Annotated in this window: 11 protein-coding genes; 5 read left to right on the top strand and 6 right to left on the bottom strand. The window is 59.8% G+C overall.

Annotated elements, in window-relative coordinates; all coding sequences use genetic code 11:
* The first annotated feature begins 13 nt into the window (after positions 1 to 13).
* From DW003_RS02280 to DW003_RS02265, 4 genes are all read left to right on the top strand, one after another.
* On the top strand, positions 14 to 1,453 hold the full coding sequence (locus tag DW003_RS02280) for an APC family permease (protein ID WP_118387284.1): 1,440 nt from the start codon (positions 14 to 16) through the stop codon (positions 1,451 to 1,453).
* Positions 1,454 to 1,821: 368 nt separating this feature from the next.
* Positions 1,822 to 3,027: an agmatine deiminase family protein gene (locus tag DW003_RS02275; RefSeq protein ID WP_118387282.1), complete on the top strand. Its 1,206-nt coding sequence runs from the start codon at positions 1,822 to 1,824 to the stop codon at positions 3,025 to 3,027.
* Between the two features lie 399 nt (positions 3,028 to 3,426).
* Positions 3,427 to 3,609, top strand: a complete 183-nt coding sequence (locus tag DW003_RS02270; protein ID WP_117637033.1) for a hypothetical protein — start codon at positions 3,427 to 3,429, stop codon at positions 3,607 to 3,609.
* Positions 3,599 to 5,008, top strand: coding sequence for an APC family permease (locus tag DW003_RS02265; RefSeq protein ID WP_118387280.1), 1,410 nt, complete (start codon positions 3,599 to 3,601; stop codon positions 5,006 to 5,008). The genes DW003_RS02270 and DW003_RS02265 overlap by 11 nt, the downstream gene beginning before the upstream one ends.
* Positions 5,009 to 5,043: 35 nt before the next feature.
* Here DW003_RS02265 and DW003_RS02260 read toward each other — a convergent pair whose 3' ends face one another.
* From DW003_RS02260 to DW003_RS02235, 6 genes are all read right to left on the bottom strand, one after another.
* On the bottom strand, positions 5,044 to 5,235 hold the full coding sequence (locus DW003_RS02260) for a hypothetical protein (protein ID WP_117629864.1): 192 nt from the start codon (positions 5,233 to 5,235) through the stop codon (positions 5,044 to 5,046).
* A gap of 735 nt (positions 5,236 to 5,970) precedes the next feature.
* Positions 5,971 to 6,621, bottom strand: coding sequence for a GNAT family N-acetyltransferase (locus DW003_RS02255; RefSeq protein WP_118387278.1), 651 nt, complete (start codon positions 6,619 to 6,621; stop codon positions 5,971 to 5,973).
* A gap of 362 nt (positions 6,622 to 6,983) precedes the next feature.
* Positions 6,984 to 8,015 (bottom strand): 3-deoxy-7-phosphoheptulonate synthase, encoded by a 1,032-nt coding sequence (locus tag DW003_RS02250; protein WP_118387276.1) that lies wholly within the window; start codon positions 8,013 to 8,015, stop codon positions 6,984 to 6,986.
* Between the two features lie 569 nt (positions 8,016 to 8,584).
* The gene (locus DW003_RS02245; RefSeq protein ID WP_118387274.1) at positions 8,585 to 10,441 is read right to left on the bottom strand and encodes an ABC transporter ATP-binding protein; all 1,857 of its coding nucleotides are present in this window, start codon (positions 10,439 to 10,441) and stop codon (positions 8,585 to 8,587) included.
* The gene (locus DW003_RS02240; protein ID WP_118387272.1) at positions 10,441 to 12,807 is read right to left on the bottom strand and encodes an ABC transporter ATP-binding protein; all 2,367 of its coding nucleotides are present in this window, start codon (positions 12,805 to 12,807) and stop codon (positions 10,441 to 10,443) included. The genes DW003_RS02245 and DW003_RS02240 overlap by 1 nt, the downstream gene beginning before the upstream one ends.
* Complete coding sequence (locus tag DW003_RS02235) at positions 12,804 to 13,253, bottom strand: MarR family winged helix-turn-helix transcriptional regulator (RefSeq protein WP_118081164.1); 450 nt, start codon at positions 13,251 to 13,253, stop codon at positions 12,804 to 12,806. The genes DW003_RS02240 and DW003_RS02235 overlap by 4 nt, the downstream gene beginning before the upstream one ends.
* Before the next feature lie 251 nt (positions 13,254 to 13,504).
* Between DW003_RS02235 and DW003_RS02230 the strand changes: the two genes are divergently transcribed.
* On the top strand, positions 13,505 to 14,254 hold the full coding sequence (locus DW003_RS02230) for an SDR family NAD(P)-dependent oxidoreductase (protein ID WP_006234857.1): 750 nt from the start codon (positions 13,505 to 13,507) through the stop codon (positions 14,252 to 14,254).
* Positions 14,255 to 14,298: the final 44 nt, after the last annotated feature.

Below are 14,298 nucleotides of genomic sequence, written 5' to 3'. Positions count from 1 at the left end.
GAAGGAGCTCATCATGAGCGACGGAAAGAAAAAGCTTTCCTTCTTGACGGTCATTTCGACCATCATCTGCGTCGTCTTCGTTTGCGAGGCCGCCGCTCCTGCTGCCGCCATTGGCAACCAGCAGTTCTTCTGGTGGATCTTCCTGATCCTGACCTTCCTGCTTCCCTACGGCATGGTTGTCGCCGAGCTCGGTACCACCTATGACGGCGAGGGCGGCATTTACGACTGGGTACGCGATGGCCTGGGCGACAAATGGGGCGCCCGCATCTCGTACTACTACTGGGTCAACTACCCGCTGTGGATCGCCTCGCTGGCTACCATGTTCCCCGACATTTTGGGCATGGTCTTTGGCATCGAGTTCAACTTGATCGCCAAGATGGGTATCGATCTTGCCTTTGTGTGGATCGTCTACCTCATGGGCCGCTCCAAGGCGGCCGACTCCGAGTGGGTCCTTAACGGTGGCGCCATCATCAAGGTCGCCGTCGCCGTTATCGTTGGCGCTTTGGGCATTTGGTATGCCATGGAGAACGGTTTTGCGAACGACATGTCCGCTGCCACCTTCCTGCCCGAGCTCACCAACACCAACGCTCTCGGCTACCTGTCGATCATCATCTTTAACTTCATGGGCTTCGAGGTCATCTGCACCATGACCGACGACATGGCCGATCCCGCTCGCGATATCCCCAAGGCTATTATCGTCGGTGGCCTGTCCATCGCCGTGATCTATCTGTTCGCTGGCTTTGGCATCGGCGCTGCTGTGCCGGCCGATTCCATCGACCCCGACTACGGCATGATCGTCGCAGTCCAGACCATGGTGGGCGACTCCATGATCTTTAAGGTCATCTGCATCGCCTTCCTGATCACCCTGTTCGCCAACATGGCCGCTTGGTCCTTCGGCGTTAACTCCGTTGCTCGCTACGCTGCCGAGCACGGCAACATGCCCAAGGTCTTCGCCTCGATGATCTCGGATGACGACATGCCCAACGGCGCCAACCTGGTCAACGCTGTCGTTGCCTCCCTGGTGCTGTGCCTGCAGCTCGTTCCCATCGACGCCATCTCCAACGGTGTCTTCTGGATGCTCTTTGGCACCTCTGTCGTCTTCCTGCTGTTGACCTACATCCCGATGTTCCCGGCGTTCCTCAACCTTCGTAAGAACGACCCCAACCGTGAGCGCATCTTCACGTTCCCGTTTAAGGGCGCCATGATGAAGGTCATGCTGGCCATCCCCTGCATCGAGCTGGTTCTTGCCATCGTTGCCACGCTGATCCCGTTCTCCGCTGCTGAAATTGGCGACAAGGTCCCGATGATCGTTATCTTCATCGTGCTCGTGCTCATCGGCGAGGTCGTCCGCGTCGTCAGCGCTAAGGGCCGCGAGACCGAGTACAAGGGTCTGACCCCTGAGCTCGCAGCCCAGCGTCTCGCTGAGGAGGCCGCCGAGGCCGAGGAGAACTAGAGCACCCGGTTCTGGGGCTCCAACCCTCCTCGTGTACCAACGCGCGCTTCGTCGGGCTTGTCGCTCCCGACTCCGGGCACTCTAGCCTCTTCGGAGGCGTGTCCAAGCGACAGGTTTGCTAACCATTCCCCCGGGGTGGGTGTGAGCGATAGCTCCGGTAACCACCGCCCACCCCAATCTCTCTTCCGTATCCTTCGTGCGTTTTGTCTCCGCGCACTTGGTTACGTCGTCGCTTGCCGGTGCGATTCCGTGAAAACCGGCACCGGGCGCCCCGACCTTTGCCGGGGAACGGGCGCCTACCATCTCTTGGTTTTAGGCTGCGGGTAACCCGCCCGCAGCAAGCGATCGTTCGATTTGGAGGAAATCTTATGCGTACGATCACCGAGTCCGAGTCCACCCCCAAGGCCGACGGCTTCTTCATGCCCGCCGAGTTCGCCCCGCAGGATCGCGTGTGGATGGGCTGGCCCCACCGCACCGACACCTGGGCCCACGGCGCCAAGCCGGCCCAGAAGCAGTATGCCGCCATCGCCCGCGCCATCTCCGAGTTCACCCCGGTCTATATGTGCGCCAACCAGGTCGACTACGCCAACTGCAAGGCCGTCTTCGAGAACGACGAGAACGTCACCGTCATCGAGATGACCACCGACGACGCCTGGTTCCGCGACACTGCCGCCACCTACGTCATCAACGGCAAGGGCGAGAAGCGCGCCAACCACTGGCACTTCAACGCCTACGGCGGCCTCGTCGACGGCCTGTACTTCCCGTGGGACAAGGACGAGCAGATCGCCCTCAAGATGGCTGAGCTCTCCGGCTGCTGCCGCTATCGTCCCGACGACATGATCCTCGAGGGCGGCTCCATCACCGTCGACGGCGAGGGCACCCTTGTCGTGACCGACCAGTGCCTGCTTTCCCCGGGCCGCACCTGCTCTGCGGTTCTGGAGGAGGAAGAGGATCCCGAGTCCATCTGGCCCAAGTACCGCAAGAAGTTTGAGCCCTGGAGCGAGGAGCTTCGCGCCTACATGGACGAGCACCTCAAGGATTACCTGGGTATCGAGAAGGTCATCTGGGTCAAGGAGGGCATCGACCCCGAGGAGACCAACGGCCACATCGATGACGTCGCCACGTTCATCGCTCCGGGCGTCATGGCCTGCATCTGGACCGACGATCCCGAGTATCCGTTCTACGAGCAGTGCCACGCTGCCTACGAGACCCTCTCCAACGCCGTTGACGCTAAGGGCCGCAAGATGAAGGTCTACAAGCTCTGCATGCCCGTGAACCCGCTGTTCATGGACCAGGCTTCCTGCGACACCATCGACGCCGACGAGAACGCCGAGCCGCGCGTCCCCGACGAGCCGCTGATCGCCTCTTACATGAACTACCTGGTCACCAACCACGGCGTTATCGTCCCGCAGTACGGCGACGAGAACGACCAGCTGGCCGTCGACACGCTCCAGAAGATCTACGACGAGGTCTGGGGCGAGGGCGTCTACAAGTGCGTCGGCGTCCAGTCCGAGCAGGTCGTCTTCGGTGGCGGCAACATCCACTGCATTACCCAGCAGGAGCCCTCGGCGTAACTCAGGCACGCCACCTTGGCGTTCACTCGTCGCTTACGTAGCGTCAGTACGCTACGCTCCTCGTTCGCGCCAATCTGGCGCACCTGAGCACGCCGAGTAAACGTCTGACTTTCCGAGCCGTGATGCTTCGGGAACCCAGCCGATCAATCGGACGGTCGGTGAATCGGACCATCTCGGGGCATTGATGGTCGGTTTATTCGATGTCTTGGTCGGTTGGGTTTTTCTTTGGGCACTCCGTTGCCTCCACTTCGGAGTGCCCTTTTCTTTGATTGAGTACGCGTCTGGCCTGGGATTTTTTGCGGGTTAGGCCAATTGTTCGCTTGAATTTCCCAGGTCAGACGCGTCTTCAATTGCCGAAAGTTATCGGTCGTGAACGCGGCCGTTTTGATCGGAGTATCTATGTACCAGCGTATCGTTATCTACACGCGCCTGTTCCGCGAGCGTTGGTCCAACAAATGCATCCTCTCCTCTCTCTGGGATGGCACCTGCACCGGTGACGCGGCCTGCAACCCTACCTTGGGCTGCGCCTTCGGTACAGATGCCATCCTTTTTGCTGTAGGGGGCGCGCGCCATGGCAGGTAAAAAGTTCTCCCTGATCGAGGTCATCCTTTCGGTTATCTGCGTCGTGTTTACCATCGAGGCGGCGGCTCCGGCATCTGCCATGGGTAACGTACAGTTCTTCTGGTGGATTTTCCTTATCATTACGTTTTTGCTTCCCTATGGTCTGGTGGTGGCCGAGCTGGGTACGGCGTTTGATTCCGAGGGCGGCCTGTACGATTGGGTTCGCTTGGGCCTGGGCGACCGTTGGGGCGCCCGTTGCTCTTGGTGCTACTGGGTTAACTTTCCGCTGTGGGTGGCAAGTATCGCCTGCATGTTCCCCAGTGTCATTAATGCGGTGTGGGGTATCGAGTTTTCACTCGGGATCCGAATTGCCATCGAGATTGCCTTTGTGTGGGGCGTCACGGTCATGGCAATGCAGCCGGTGGCGGAGGCCGATTGGGTTATGGACGGCGGCGCCGTCATCAAGGTGCTCATTACCGCTGCGGTGGGAATCGTCGGCATTTGGTTTGCCTGCAATAACGGCTTTGCCAACGACATGTCGTTTAAGACCTTCATTCCAGATCTGGGCGACACCAATTCGTTGACGTACCTATCGATTATCCTGTTCAACTTTATGGGCTTCGAAGTGGTCGCGACCTTTGCCAGCACGATGAAGAACCCGTCGCGTGATATCCCCAAGGCGGTTATTGCCGGTGGCGTGGCCATTGCGGCGATCTACATCATCTGTGGCATTGGCATTGGAGCCGCGGTTCCCACCGAGCAGCTTTCACTCGATTCGGGCATTGTGGACGCAGTCGCCGCTATGGTGGGGCGCACCCACCCGCTGACGATGGTCGTGGGCGTGGCCTTTTTGGTGACGCTGTTCGCCAACATGATCTGCTGGAGTTTTGGCGTCAACAACGTGGCGAGCTATGCCGCGCGCCACGGCAACATGCCGCGCCCCTTTGCGCTGGTGTCCAAGAAGACCGGCATGCCCAACGGCTCAGCACTCATTAACGGTTGTTTTGCCAGCTTGGTGCTGCTTCTTCAGATTCCGCTGGGCGAAGGTTCCGACGTCTTTTGGGTTTTCTTCTCGATGAACGTCGTCTTTCTGCTCATGAGCTATATCCCGATGTTCCCGGCGTTTTGGCGTCTGTGTAAATACGACGGTCGCCCGCGTGTGTTCCGCGCGCCCTTCGAGGGCAAGGTGCTTGCGGTAGCGCTTGCGGTGCCGGTGGTAGAGCTCGTGCTTTCGATTGTTGCGACAATCGTGCCGCTTAACAGCTCGCCCGCCGAGATGTCAAAGTTGCCGATCCTCATGGGTGTGGTGATCGGCGTGTTGCTGGGCGAGGTTTCGCGCCTCATATCGCGCCGCGGCCGCAGCATCGACAATCCCGGCGTTGGCGCAAGGGGGACAGGTCGCTTTGCACCAAAACAGTAGCGCCGCGAGTTGTGCGGTGCTAGATGCATCTTGGATTACTGCTCACGCTGCTCGGGATCAGATGCGAGCTTGGGTGCAAAGTAGGGGACGTGGCCCAGGTAGGGGCAGCTGTCCTCGCGTGATTCGACGACGCAGGGGATATCTTCGTAGGTGAGTGAGTCGCTCAGGCGGGCGATGGTCTTGGCGGCAGGAGCGACGAGCATCTTGAGCGGTGCGATAGGCGCCATGGCATCTCCTTTCCTGTATGCGACCCGTGCTTTGGCGCGAATGTATATGCCGCAAGTCTAGCATCCCGCCCAGGAGAGCTTCAAACCACCACAAAGGGGACAGGCGCCTTTGTGGTGGTTTTGGCGTTTGCCCAGATGAAACCCGCCAAAATGAACCGGTCACCAGGAGAGGAAATGGCGTTGGGCGAGAATTTGGTTTGTTAAATAGGGTCCCGACCTGGGCTACTTATAGATTGTGGAAAACTCTACTGTCAGATTATGGCGAATGCTGCTGTAGGATTATGACATGCGCTACTACAGCCTATGGCAACGTACCTCATGAGCGCCGGTATGGTGCGAGTTGCCATCGCCACTCGCTACAGCGAGTAGCAGGCGGGCAAAACCACCGCAAAACCGTCGCAAAACCGCGATGAACAACCGCCGCGAAGGGGGACGGGCCCCTTTCGCGGCGGTTTTTTGCCTGCCTGGTGCGTCTCGGATGCAAGTGAGTAGACTTTTTGGGATCTGCCGAGCACATCGCGACAAACGCTCGATAAAACCGCAGGCCAGAGCTGCGGCGTTTTGGGGTGTGCTCGGGATCCCGCCAAAAGCCTACTCACTTGGTTTTCACGGTTAGTAAACCGCCGCGAGGGAAAGCAGCTCCCCCGCGGTGGTCTTAACGTTCGCCCAGATACAACCTGTCACCACAAGGGGGATGGGCGCCTTTTGTGGTGGTTTTGGTACTTGCTTAGCGGGTTATCCCTGCGTGTCGCCTCCGTACATGTAGACGATAAAACCGTCGCCGGTGTCTTGACTGTGATCCTCCAGGATGCGCTTCATGTTGAGGTGCTCGTAGAACTGCCAGTCGGAGTTGCAGTCGCTCATCAGGAAGAACTTGGTGCAGCCTGCCTTGGCGAGCTCGGCGCGCGCAAGGTCGATAAGCGCGCGGCCGAGCCCCTTGCCCTGCCACTCGGGCACGATGATGATCAGGTTGAGCTGGCCCTGGGCATACTCGTTGCCTGTGGCGGCAAAGCGATCCGCCGTGGCCTTTTCGCGACTGTCGCCGAAGAGCGAGCCCTCGAGCTTGGCGTCGGCAGCCTTTGCCATTTCGGTTGCCTGGGCGAGCATCTCGTTGTAGCAGGACTCCCACGTGGGGTTGGTGCGCGGCTTGCCGTTCTCGAAGATGCCGATGCAGCAGGCGGCGATAATGCGGCCCTCGGCCTCGGCGACAAGCGCGATAGGTGAGCGTTGCAGCTGCATAGCGATGTTAAAGCGCGCGCAGAAATCGGCAGCTTCGACGTCGCCGCGGTTGCGCAGCGTGTTGCACCACAGCTGGTTGTAGATGGCGGCGATGCCGGTCAGGTCATCAAGTGTGGTGGCGCGCAGGGCTACGTTGTCAAGGCTCATGGAGGCTCCTTCCGGGTTGGGTCAGGCCACCTCTGAGTGTGACATGGCCGCAGGGCCGCCGCATCAACCATTCGGTAGACGACCCCCGATCCCACGGGGGCGGAGAGATAGTCATTGGGGACGTTCTTAAACGACTGGTCAAACAAGAGCGTCCCCAACGACTACCTCAAGGAATGTCCCAGACTGCCGGCAGAAAAGGAACGTCCCCAACTGCCGCATCCGGAGCAAGACAACGCCGCAGGTAGAGGACGGACAGCGAGCGGGTTGCATTTGAGACAAGGTGACGTGAAACGAAAGGGCGCCGACCTTCTGGTTGCGCCCTTGAAGTTGAACGTCAGATTGTCCAAATGCGGCCCGCGTAACTAAATACGCTCTGCGATCTCGTGGATGAGGTAGTCGGTCTTTTCCCAGCCTAGGCACGGGTCGGTGATCGACTTGCCAAAGACGCCGCCGTCGACCGGCTGGTTGCCGTCCTCCAGGTAAGACTCGATCATAAAGCCCTTGACCAGCTTGGAGATGGACTCGTTGCGGCGGCAGCTGTCGAGCACTTCCTTGCAAATGCGATACTGCTCCAGCGGACGCTTGCCCGAGTTGTCATGGTTGCAGTCGATGATCGCTGCCGGATTGGCATAGCCGGCATGCTCGGTATAGCGCTCGGCCAGGCGCTCCAGGTGCTCGTAGTGGTAATTGGGGTAGGTGCGCCCATCGAGGCCGATGTAGCCGCGCATGACGGCGTGCGCGAGCGGGTTGCCATCGCACTCGACCTCCCAGTTGCGGAAGATGAAGCTCTGGTGCGCCTGCGCGGCGTAAATAGAGTTGAGCATGACGGTGGTGGAACCGGCGGTGGGGTTCTTCATGCCCACGGGCACCGAAATGCCGCTCGACACCAGGCGATGCTCCTGGTTTTCGACCGAGCGCGCGCCCACGGCAACATAGCTCAACAGGTCAACGAGGTACTGGTAGTTGGACGGATAGAGCATCTCGTCGGCGGTGAAGAAGCCCGTTTCCTCAATAACACGCAGATGCATATGGCGGATGGCCTTGACGCCCTCGAGCAGGTCGTCGGGAGCCTCGGGGTTGGGGTTGTGCAGAAGGCCCTTGTAGCCGGTGCCCTTGGTACGCGGCTTATTGGTGTAGACGCGCGGAATGATGATGAGCTTGTCCTTGACCTCCTCGGCGGTCTTGACCAGGCGGTTCATGTACTCAAGCACCGAATCCTCGCGGTCGGCAGAGCACGGGCCGATGATGAGCACCTTACGTGCGTCCTCGCCGGTAAAGACTTTGGCGACCTCGGCGTCAAATGCCTGCTTTTTGGCGGTAAGCTCGGCAGAAAGCGGCATTTCCTCGCGGATCTCCATGGGAATCGGCAGCCTGCGTTTGAATTCCATGGCCATACGGGGCCTCCTTTATCAATTAACAGCAACAATTGGCGAATTCTCGAATGCTCGGCATTATCCGCTGTCGCACGCTAAAGTGCAAGCGAAACCTGCCGAAAAGGGACAGGTTTATTTTGGTCGGTTTTATCTGGGGAAATGTCGGCACTCGCCGGAAGGGGGGACCGGCGTACGACATGCTGGAGCAAGTTGGATCTTCTGCGGCATACCCCGTGGACAAAAAATGGCAAATATGAGTACTGTTGCTAGCTTAGTATCATATCGACCTTATAAGATATTAGACACAACAGTAAATATGTTTATTAACGTTGGCACACAGAAGCATGCTACCGGGCATTTTGATCAATTTGAAGGCATATCTAGGCCGCAATGAGGTCGTTTGGGGCAGTTTTGGCTGTTACTAAAAAGGTGACAGTACTCATATTTGCCATTTTTTGTCCACGGGGCCTTGAGGGAGGGCGTCAATCAGGTCCCAGGGGAGGCGGTTCGAGGGCCGCAGAATAAAAAACGGGGGCGCAGGCTGTCCTGCGCCCCCGTTCTCGGGCGTTATTCGTTCCCTGCGGCAGAATTTACGCCGCTTCGTCGAACTGCGAATTGTACAGGTCGGCGTAGAAGCCGCCTTGGGCGAGCAGCTCGTCGTGCGTGCCCTTCTCGACGATGTCGCCGTCGCGAATCACCAAGATCACGTCGGCGTTGCGGATCGTGGACAGGCGATGCGCGATGACAAAGCTCGTGCGGCCCTGCATCAGCGCATCCATGGCGCGCTGAATAAGCTCCTCGGTACGGGTATCGACGTTGGAAGTCGCCTCGTCCAAAATCAGCGCCGGACGGTCGGCCAAAATGGCGCGGGCGATGGTCACGAGTTGGCGCTGGCCCTGTGAGAGGTTGGTGCCCTCCTCATTGATCATAAAGTCGTAGCCGCCGGCGAGCGTATGGATAAAGTGGTCGCAGCGTGCGGCGCGTGCGGCGGCCTCGACCTCGGCGTCGGTCGCATCGGGGCGTCCGTAGCGGATGTTCTCGCGGATGGTGCCGTTAAACAGCCAGGTGTCCTGCAGCACCATGGCAAACTCGCCGCGCAGCGCCGCGCGGTCCCAGTCGCGCACGTCGACGCCTTCGATGCGCAGCGAACCGCCGTCCACGTCGTAAAAGCGCTGCAGCAGCTTAATGAGCGTGGTCTTGCCGGCGCCGGTGGGGCCGACGATGGCAATGGTTTGGCCGGGCTGCGCCTCGCAGCTAAAGTCGTGGATGATGGTCTTGTCGGGCGTGTAGCCAAACTTGACGTGGTCGAACTCAACGTGGCCGGGGCGCTTCTCGGGAATCTGCGCGTCGGCCTTCTGCTCCTCCTCGGGCGCGGCCAGGAACTCAAACACGCGCTCGGTGGCGGCGGCCATCGACTGCATCGTGTTGCTCACGTTGCCCAGCTGCTGCACCGGCTGCGTAAAGTTGCGAACGTACTGGATAAAGCTCTGGATGTCGCCGGGCGTGGCATTGCCGGTCAGCGCGAGCTGTGCGCCCACCACGACAACGCCCACGTAGCCCATGTTGCCCACCAAGCTCATAAGCGGCATCATCAGGCCCGATAGGAACTGCGAGCGCCAGCCACTAATAAAGAGACGGTCGTTTTGACGGTCGAACTCCTCGATTGAGGCCTCGGCGCGGTCGAACACCTGAATAACGTTCTGGCCGGCAAAGTCCTCCTCGATAATGCCGTTGACGGCGCCCAGGACTTGCTGTTGCTCGCGGAAGTACGGCTGCGAGAAGTGAATCATCACGGTCAGGATAATCGCGGCAGCCGGCAGCGTGAGCACGGTGACGCCGGTGAGCGGCAGACTGATCGACAGCATCATGACGAGCACGCCGATAATCTGCGTCACCGATGTGATGAGTTGTGTCACGCTCTGGTTGAGTGACTGACCCAGCGTGTCGACATCGTTGGTGATGCGGCTGAGCACGTCGCCCTTGCTGTGGCCGTTGAAGTAGCTCATCGGCACGACAGCGATCTTGGCGGCGATCTCCTTGCGCATGCGGTAGCAAATCTTTTGCGTGACGCCGGTCATGAGCCAGCCCTGGATGAGGCCGCAGACAGAGCTTGCCAGATACAGGCAGAGCAAAAAGCCGAGCGTCTTGGCGATCCAGGCAAAGTCAACGTCGCCGGTACCGTTGACCTTGGCAACCAGGCCCTCGAACAGCTTGGTCGTAACCTGGCCGAGCACCTTGGGCCCCACAATGTTAAAGATGACCGAGCATACGGCAAAGGCGACGGCGGCAAACACGGCAATCTTGTGCTGGCCGATATAGCCGAGCAGCTGCCTCATGGTGCCCTTAAAGTCCTTGGCCTTTTCGCCGCGGCCCATACCACCCATGCGGCCCATGGGACCGCGCCGGCGGGTGGGCTTGGGAATCTGAGTCTTGGTCTCGTCTGCCATTAGCGCTCGCCTCCTTCCATGACGGCTTCAATCTCTTCTTGGGTAAGCCCCAACTCCTCGGCGGAAAGCTGCGACTGTGCGATCTCCAGGTATGCCGGGCAGTTGTGCAGCAGTTCCTCGTGCGTGCCGGTGCCCACTACGTGGCCGTCGTCGAGCACGATGATCTGATCGGCGTGCATGATGGTCGCGATGCGCTGGGCCACGACCACGAGCGCGGCGTCGGTAACGTTTTTGGCAAGCTCCTCGCGCAGGCGCGCGTCGGTCTTGTAGTCGAGGGCGCTAAACGAGTCATCGAACACCACGACCTCGGGCTTTTTGGCCAACGCGCGGGCGATGGCCAGGCGCTGGCGCTGACCGCCCGAGACATTGGAGCCGCCCTGGCTGATGGGGGAGTCGTAGCCGCCCTCGCGCTCGGCGATAAAGTCCTCGGCCTGTGCGATGCGTGCCGCCTGGCGCATGTCATCATCGCTCACCATGTCGCCGGCAAATTTGAGGTTGCTCTCGACAGTGCCCGAGAACAGACGCCCCTGCTGCGGGATATAGCCAATGCGGCGGCGAAGCTCGGAAAGGGTCATATCGCGCACGTCGATGCCGTCGAGCGAAATGCTGCCGCCGGTGACGTCGTACAGGCGCGGGATGAGCTGCACAAGCGTGGACTTGCCCGAACCCGTGGAGCCGATGATGCCGAGCATCTGGCCGGCGTGCGTGGTGAAGTTCACACCGCTGATGACATCGGCGTGGGCATCGGGATACTGGAAGCTCACGTCGTGGAAGGCGAGCTCACCGCGCGGCGCGTTGGCCGCGGGCAGTTTGGGCGAGACGGGGTCGTTGATGCTCGTGGGACAGGTGATGACCTCTTCCACGCGCTCGGCTGCGACCTCGGCGCGGGGCAGGATGACCGAAACCATGGTGAGGATCATAAACGCCATGACGATCTGCATGGTGTAGGAGATAAACGCCATCATGTTGCCGACCTGCATCACGCCGTCGGACACGCCCTGCGCACCAAACCAGACGATAAGCACGGTGATGCAGTTCATGACGAGCATCATGAGCGGCATCATAAAGCTCATGGCGCGGTTGGTGTAGAGCTGCGTGGTCATCAGGTCGAGGGACGCCTGGTCAAAGCGCTCGAGCTCATGCTCCTCGCGGTTAAACGAGCGGATGGGCATAAGGCCGTCGAGCAGCTCGCGGGCGGTAAGGTTCACGCGGTCCACAAAGCTCTGCATCTTTTTGAACTTGGGCATGGTGAGGCCCATAAGCACGCCGACGACGGCCGAGACCGCGATGATGGCCACGGCGATGGTCCACTCCAGGCCGGTGTGGTTGGCCAGGACGCGCATGACGGCGACGATGCCCATGACGGGCGCCATGAGGCACATGCGGATAAACAGGGTTGCGGCCATCTGAATCTGCTGAATGTCGTTGGTGCAGCGGGTGATGAGCGAGGCCTGGCTAAACTTGCCCACCTCGGCCGGCGAGAAGTGCATAACCTTGTTGAAGGTCTCGCGGCGCAGGTCGCGGGCGATGGAGCAGGCGGTGCGCGAAGCCACGGCACCGGTCAGGATGGTGGCGACCAGCGACACCAGACACAGACCAAACATCGTGGTCGCCATGCGGCCCAGGTAGGCGTTCTGCACGTCGGCGGGGTCGATACCCTGTGCCTTGTACTCGTCCTGCACATAGCTCACGGCGCGTTGGGTCACGATGGAGCCCGACATGGAGCCCATTTTGTCCGCCATACCGTTGGCGCCCTCGACGAGCTTGCCTTGGTCGATTAGGCCGCCTTCAACGCCTAGACGCAGGCTCTTCATGGTGATCTTGCCGCCGTCGGCATCAATCTGCTTTTGCATATTCTGCGCCGCTGCGGCCTTTTGCTGCATCTTGGCGAGCTGGTCGGGCGTCATCGCTGCCATTTGCTCGGGCGTGGGCATGGCTTGGGCGTCGCTGTTGCCTTTCTCGCTGGACGCGCCCATCATGTCGCCCATGGAGCTGGCGTCGATGCCTTGGTTGAGCGAAAGGACGACGGTCTCGGGCAGGCTCATGATATCGGCAATCTTGCCGCCGTCGGCGCGCTCATCCTCGGTTCCCCTGTACGTGCGAATGCCGTTTTTGTCTGCCCTGCCAAACGCAGCTTCTACTGTCTTGGCGTCTTTGGCGCTCATAAAGAGTTCGAGGTCGTCGAGCGATTCGGCACGAATGGTGTCGGGCACGGGCGAGGCGATGCCGCCTTGCTGCACACCCACGTCGACGATGTCGCTCATATAGGTAGGCAGTGCCAGGTCGGCGTTGCAGCTGATTACGATAAGTACGATAGCTGTGAACAGTGCCGGAATATGCTTTTTAAAGAGCTTGAGAATCCTCACTCGGCATCTCTCCTTTCTTGATTGCGGTCGATAATTTCGTTGGCACGTCTAAGAAGGCGCACCATCTCTTGGGTATCTGTTTCGCCGAGCTGCTCGAGGAAAGCCGCGGTGCGGTTCTCGAATTCCCGACGTTTGATTTCGAGATCCTGGAATCCCTTGTCGGTCACCGTGACGTGTACGCGACGACGGTCGGTCTTTGAGTGTTCGCGCTCGACCCAGCCCTTGGCTTCGAGAGCGCGTAGGATATTGGCGATGCGGGCGCTCGAGACCCAGGCGCGATCGGCGAGTTCGCTCGGCGTGAGCGAGCCGCCAGCGAGCATGAGGGCGCGCATGACAGCCATCTCGCCGCCGAGAGCTTTGTCCGCAAAGCGCGAAATGCGCTGATGCATGCTGCCAAACTCAGTTAAGAGCTGACGCCCAAGCTCATGGAAATCGGTATCTTCCACCGAAAACCCCTAACACTAGAAACTATTTTCGGTGAAAGATGATACCCACATACGCGGGCCTCATGCGGTGAGCAATTTAAAGAGCGCATAAAGAATTAAAATCTTTCAAGAATTGCAGCGTTTCAAAGAATTATCATGCACGCGGTTAGGCGAGGGGTTGTCACCACCATGACGACTGGGACTCATTTATCGCCACGTGCGATGCTCCAACTTCCCGCAAGGAGACACCTTATATAAAGGGGGATGGAGTCATGGCATTTGACTTCACGGGCAAGACCGCGATTGTCACGGGTGGCACTCAGGGCATTGGCCTCGAGATCGCCAAGGGCATCGTCGCGGGCGGCGGACACGTCGCGCTCATCGCAAGGAACGCTGCCAAGGGCGAGGCCGCTGTGGCCGAGCTTGGCGAGGGCAACAAGTTCTATCAGCTCGATGTTGCCGATGCGCCTAAGGCGCGTGAGACCGTCGAGCAGATTTTTACGGACCTGCCGCAAACCAACATCCTGATCAACTGCGCTGGCGTCATCAGCACCAAGAAGTTCGACGAGATCGATGACACCGAGTGGCGTCGCACCATCGACATCAACCTCAACGGCACCTTTACCATGATGAACGCCGTGTACCCGCACTTTAAGGCGGCCCATGCCGGCACTATCGTCAACGTGAGCTCTGTTGCTGGCAAGATCGGCGGCGGCCTGCTCGGCACCGCTGCCTACGCCAGCTCCAAAGCCGGTGTTAACGGTCTAACCAAGGCAGTCGCCAAGGAAGGCGGCAAGTTTGGCGTCCGCTGCAACGCCGTGTGCCCGTCGCTCACCCTTACCGATATGACCTCGATTCTCTCTGACGAGAACTCTCAGCGCATCATCAACGGTATTCCTCTGGGCCGCGCCGCCCAGGCCAGCGAGCCTGCGCAGATGGTGCTCTTCTTCGCTTCCGACCTCGCTAGCTTCGTGAACGGCGAGATCGGTGACTGCGACGGTGGCATCGTTCTGGACGGGTAATACCCCGCGACGTTAATTCGGCGACGGCTCCTGCGACTCGGGAC

The sequence above is a fragment of the Collinsella sp. AF36-3AT genome, from assembly GCF_003475205.1.
In the GTDB taxonomy this organism is placed as follows: domain Bacteria; phylum Actinomycetota; class Coriobacteriia; order Coriobacteriales; family Coriobacteriaceae; genus Collinsella; species Collinsella aerofaciens_AF.
Note: the sequence above shows the minus strand (reverse complement) of the source record. Positions and strands in the feature narration are given on the sequence as shown.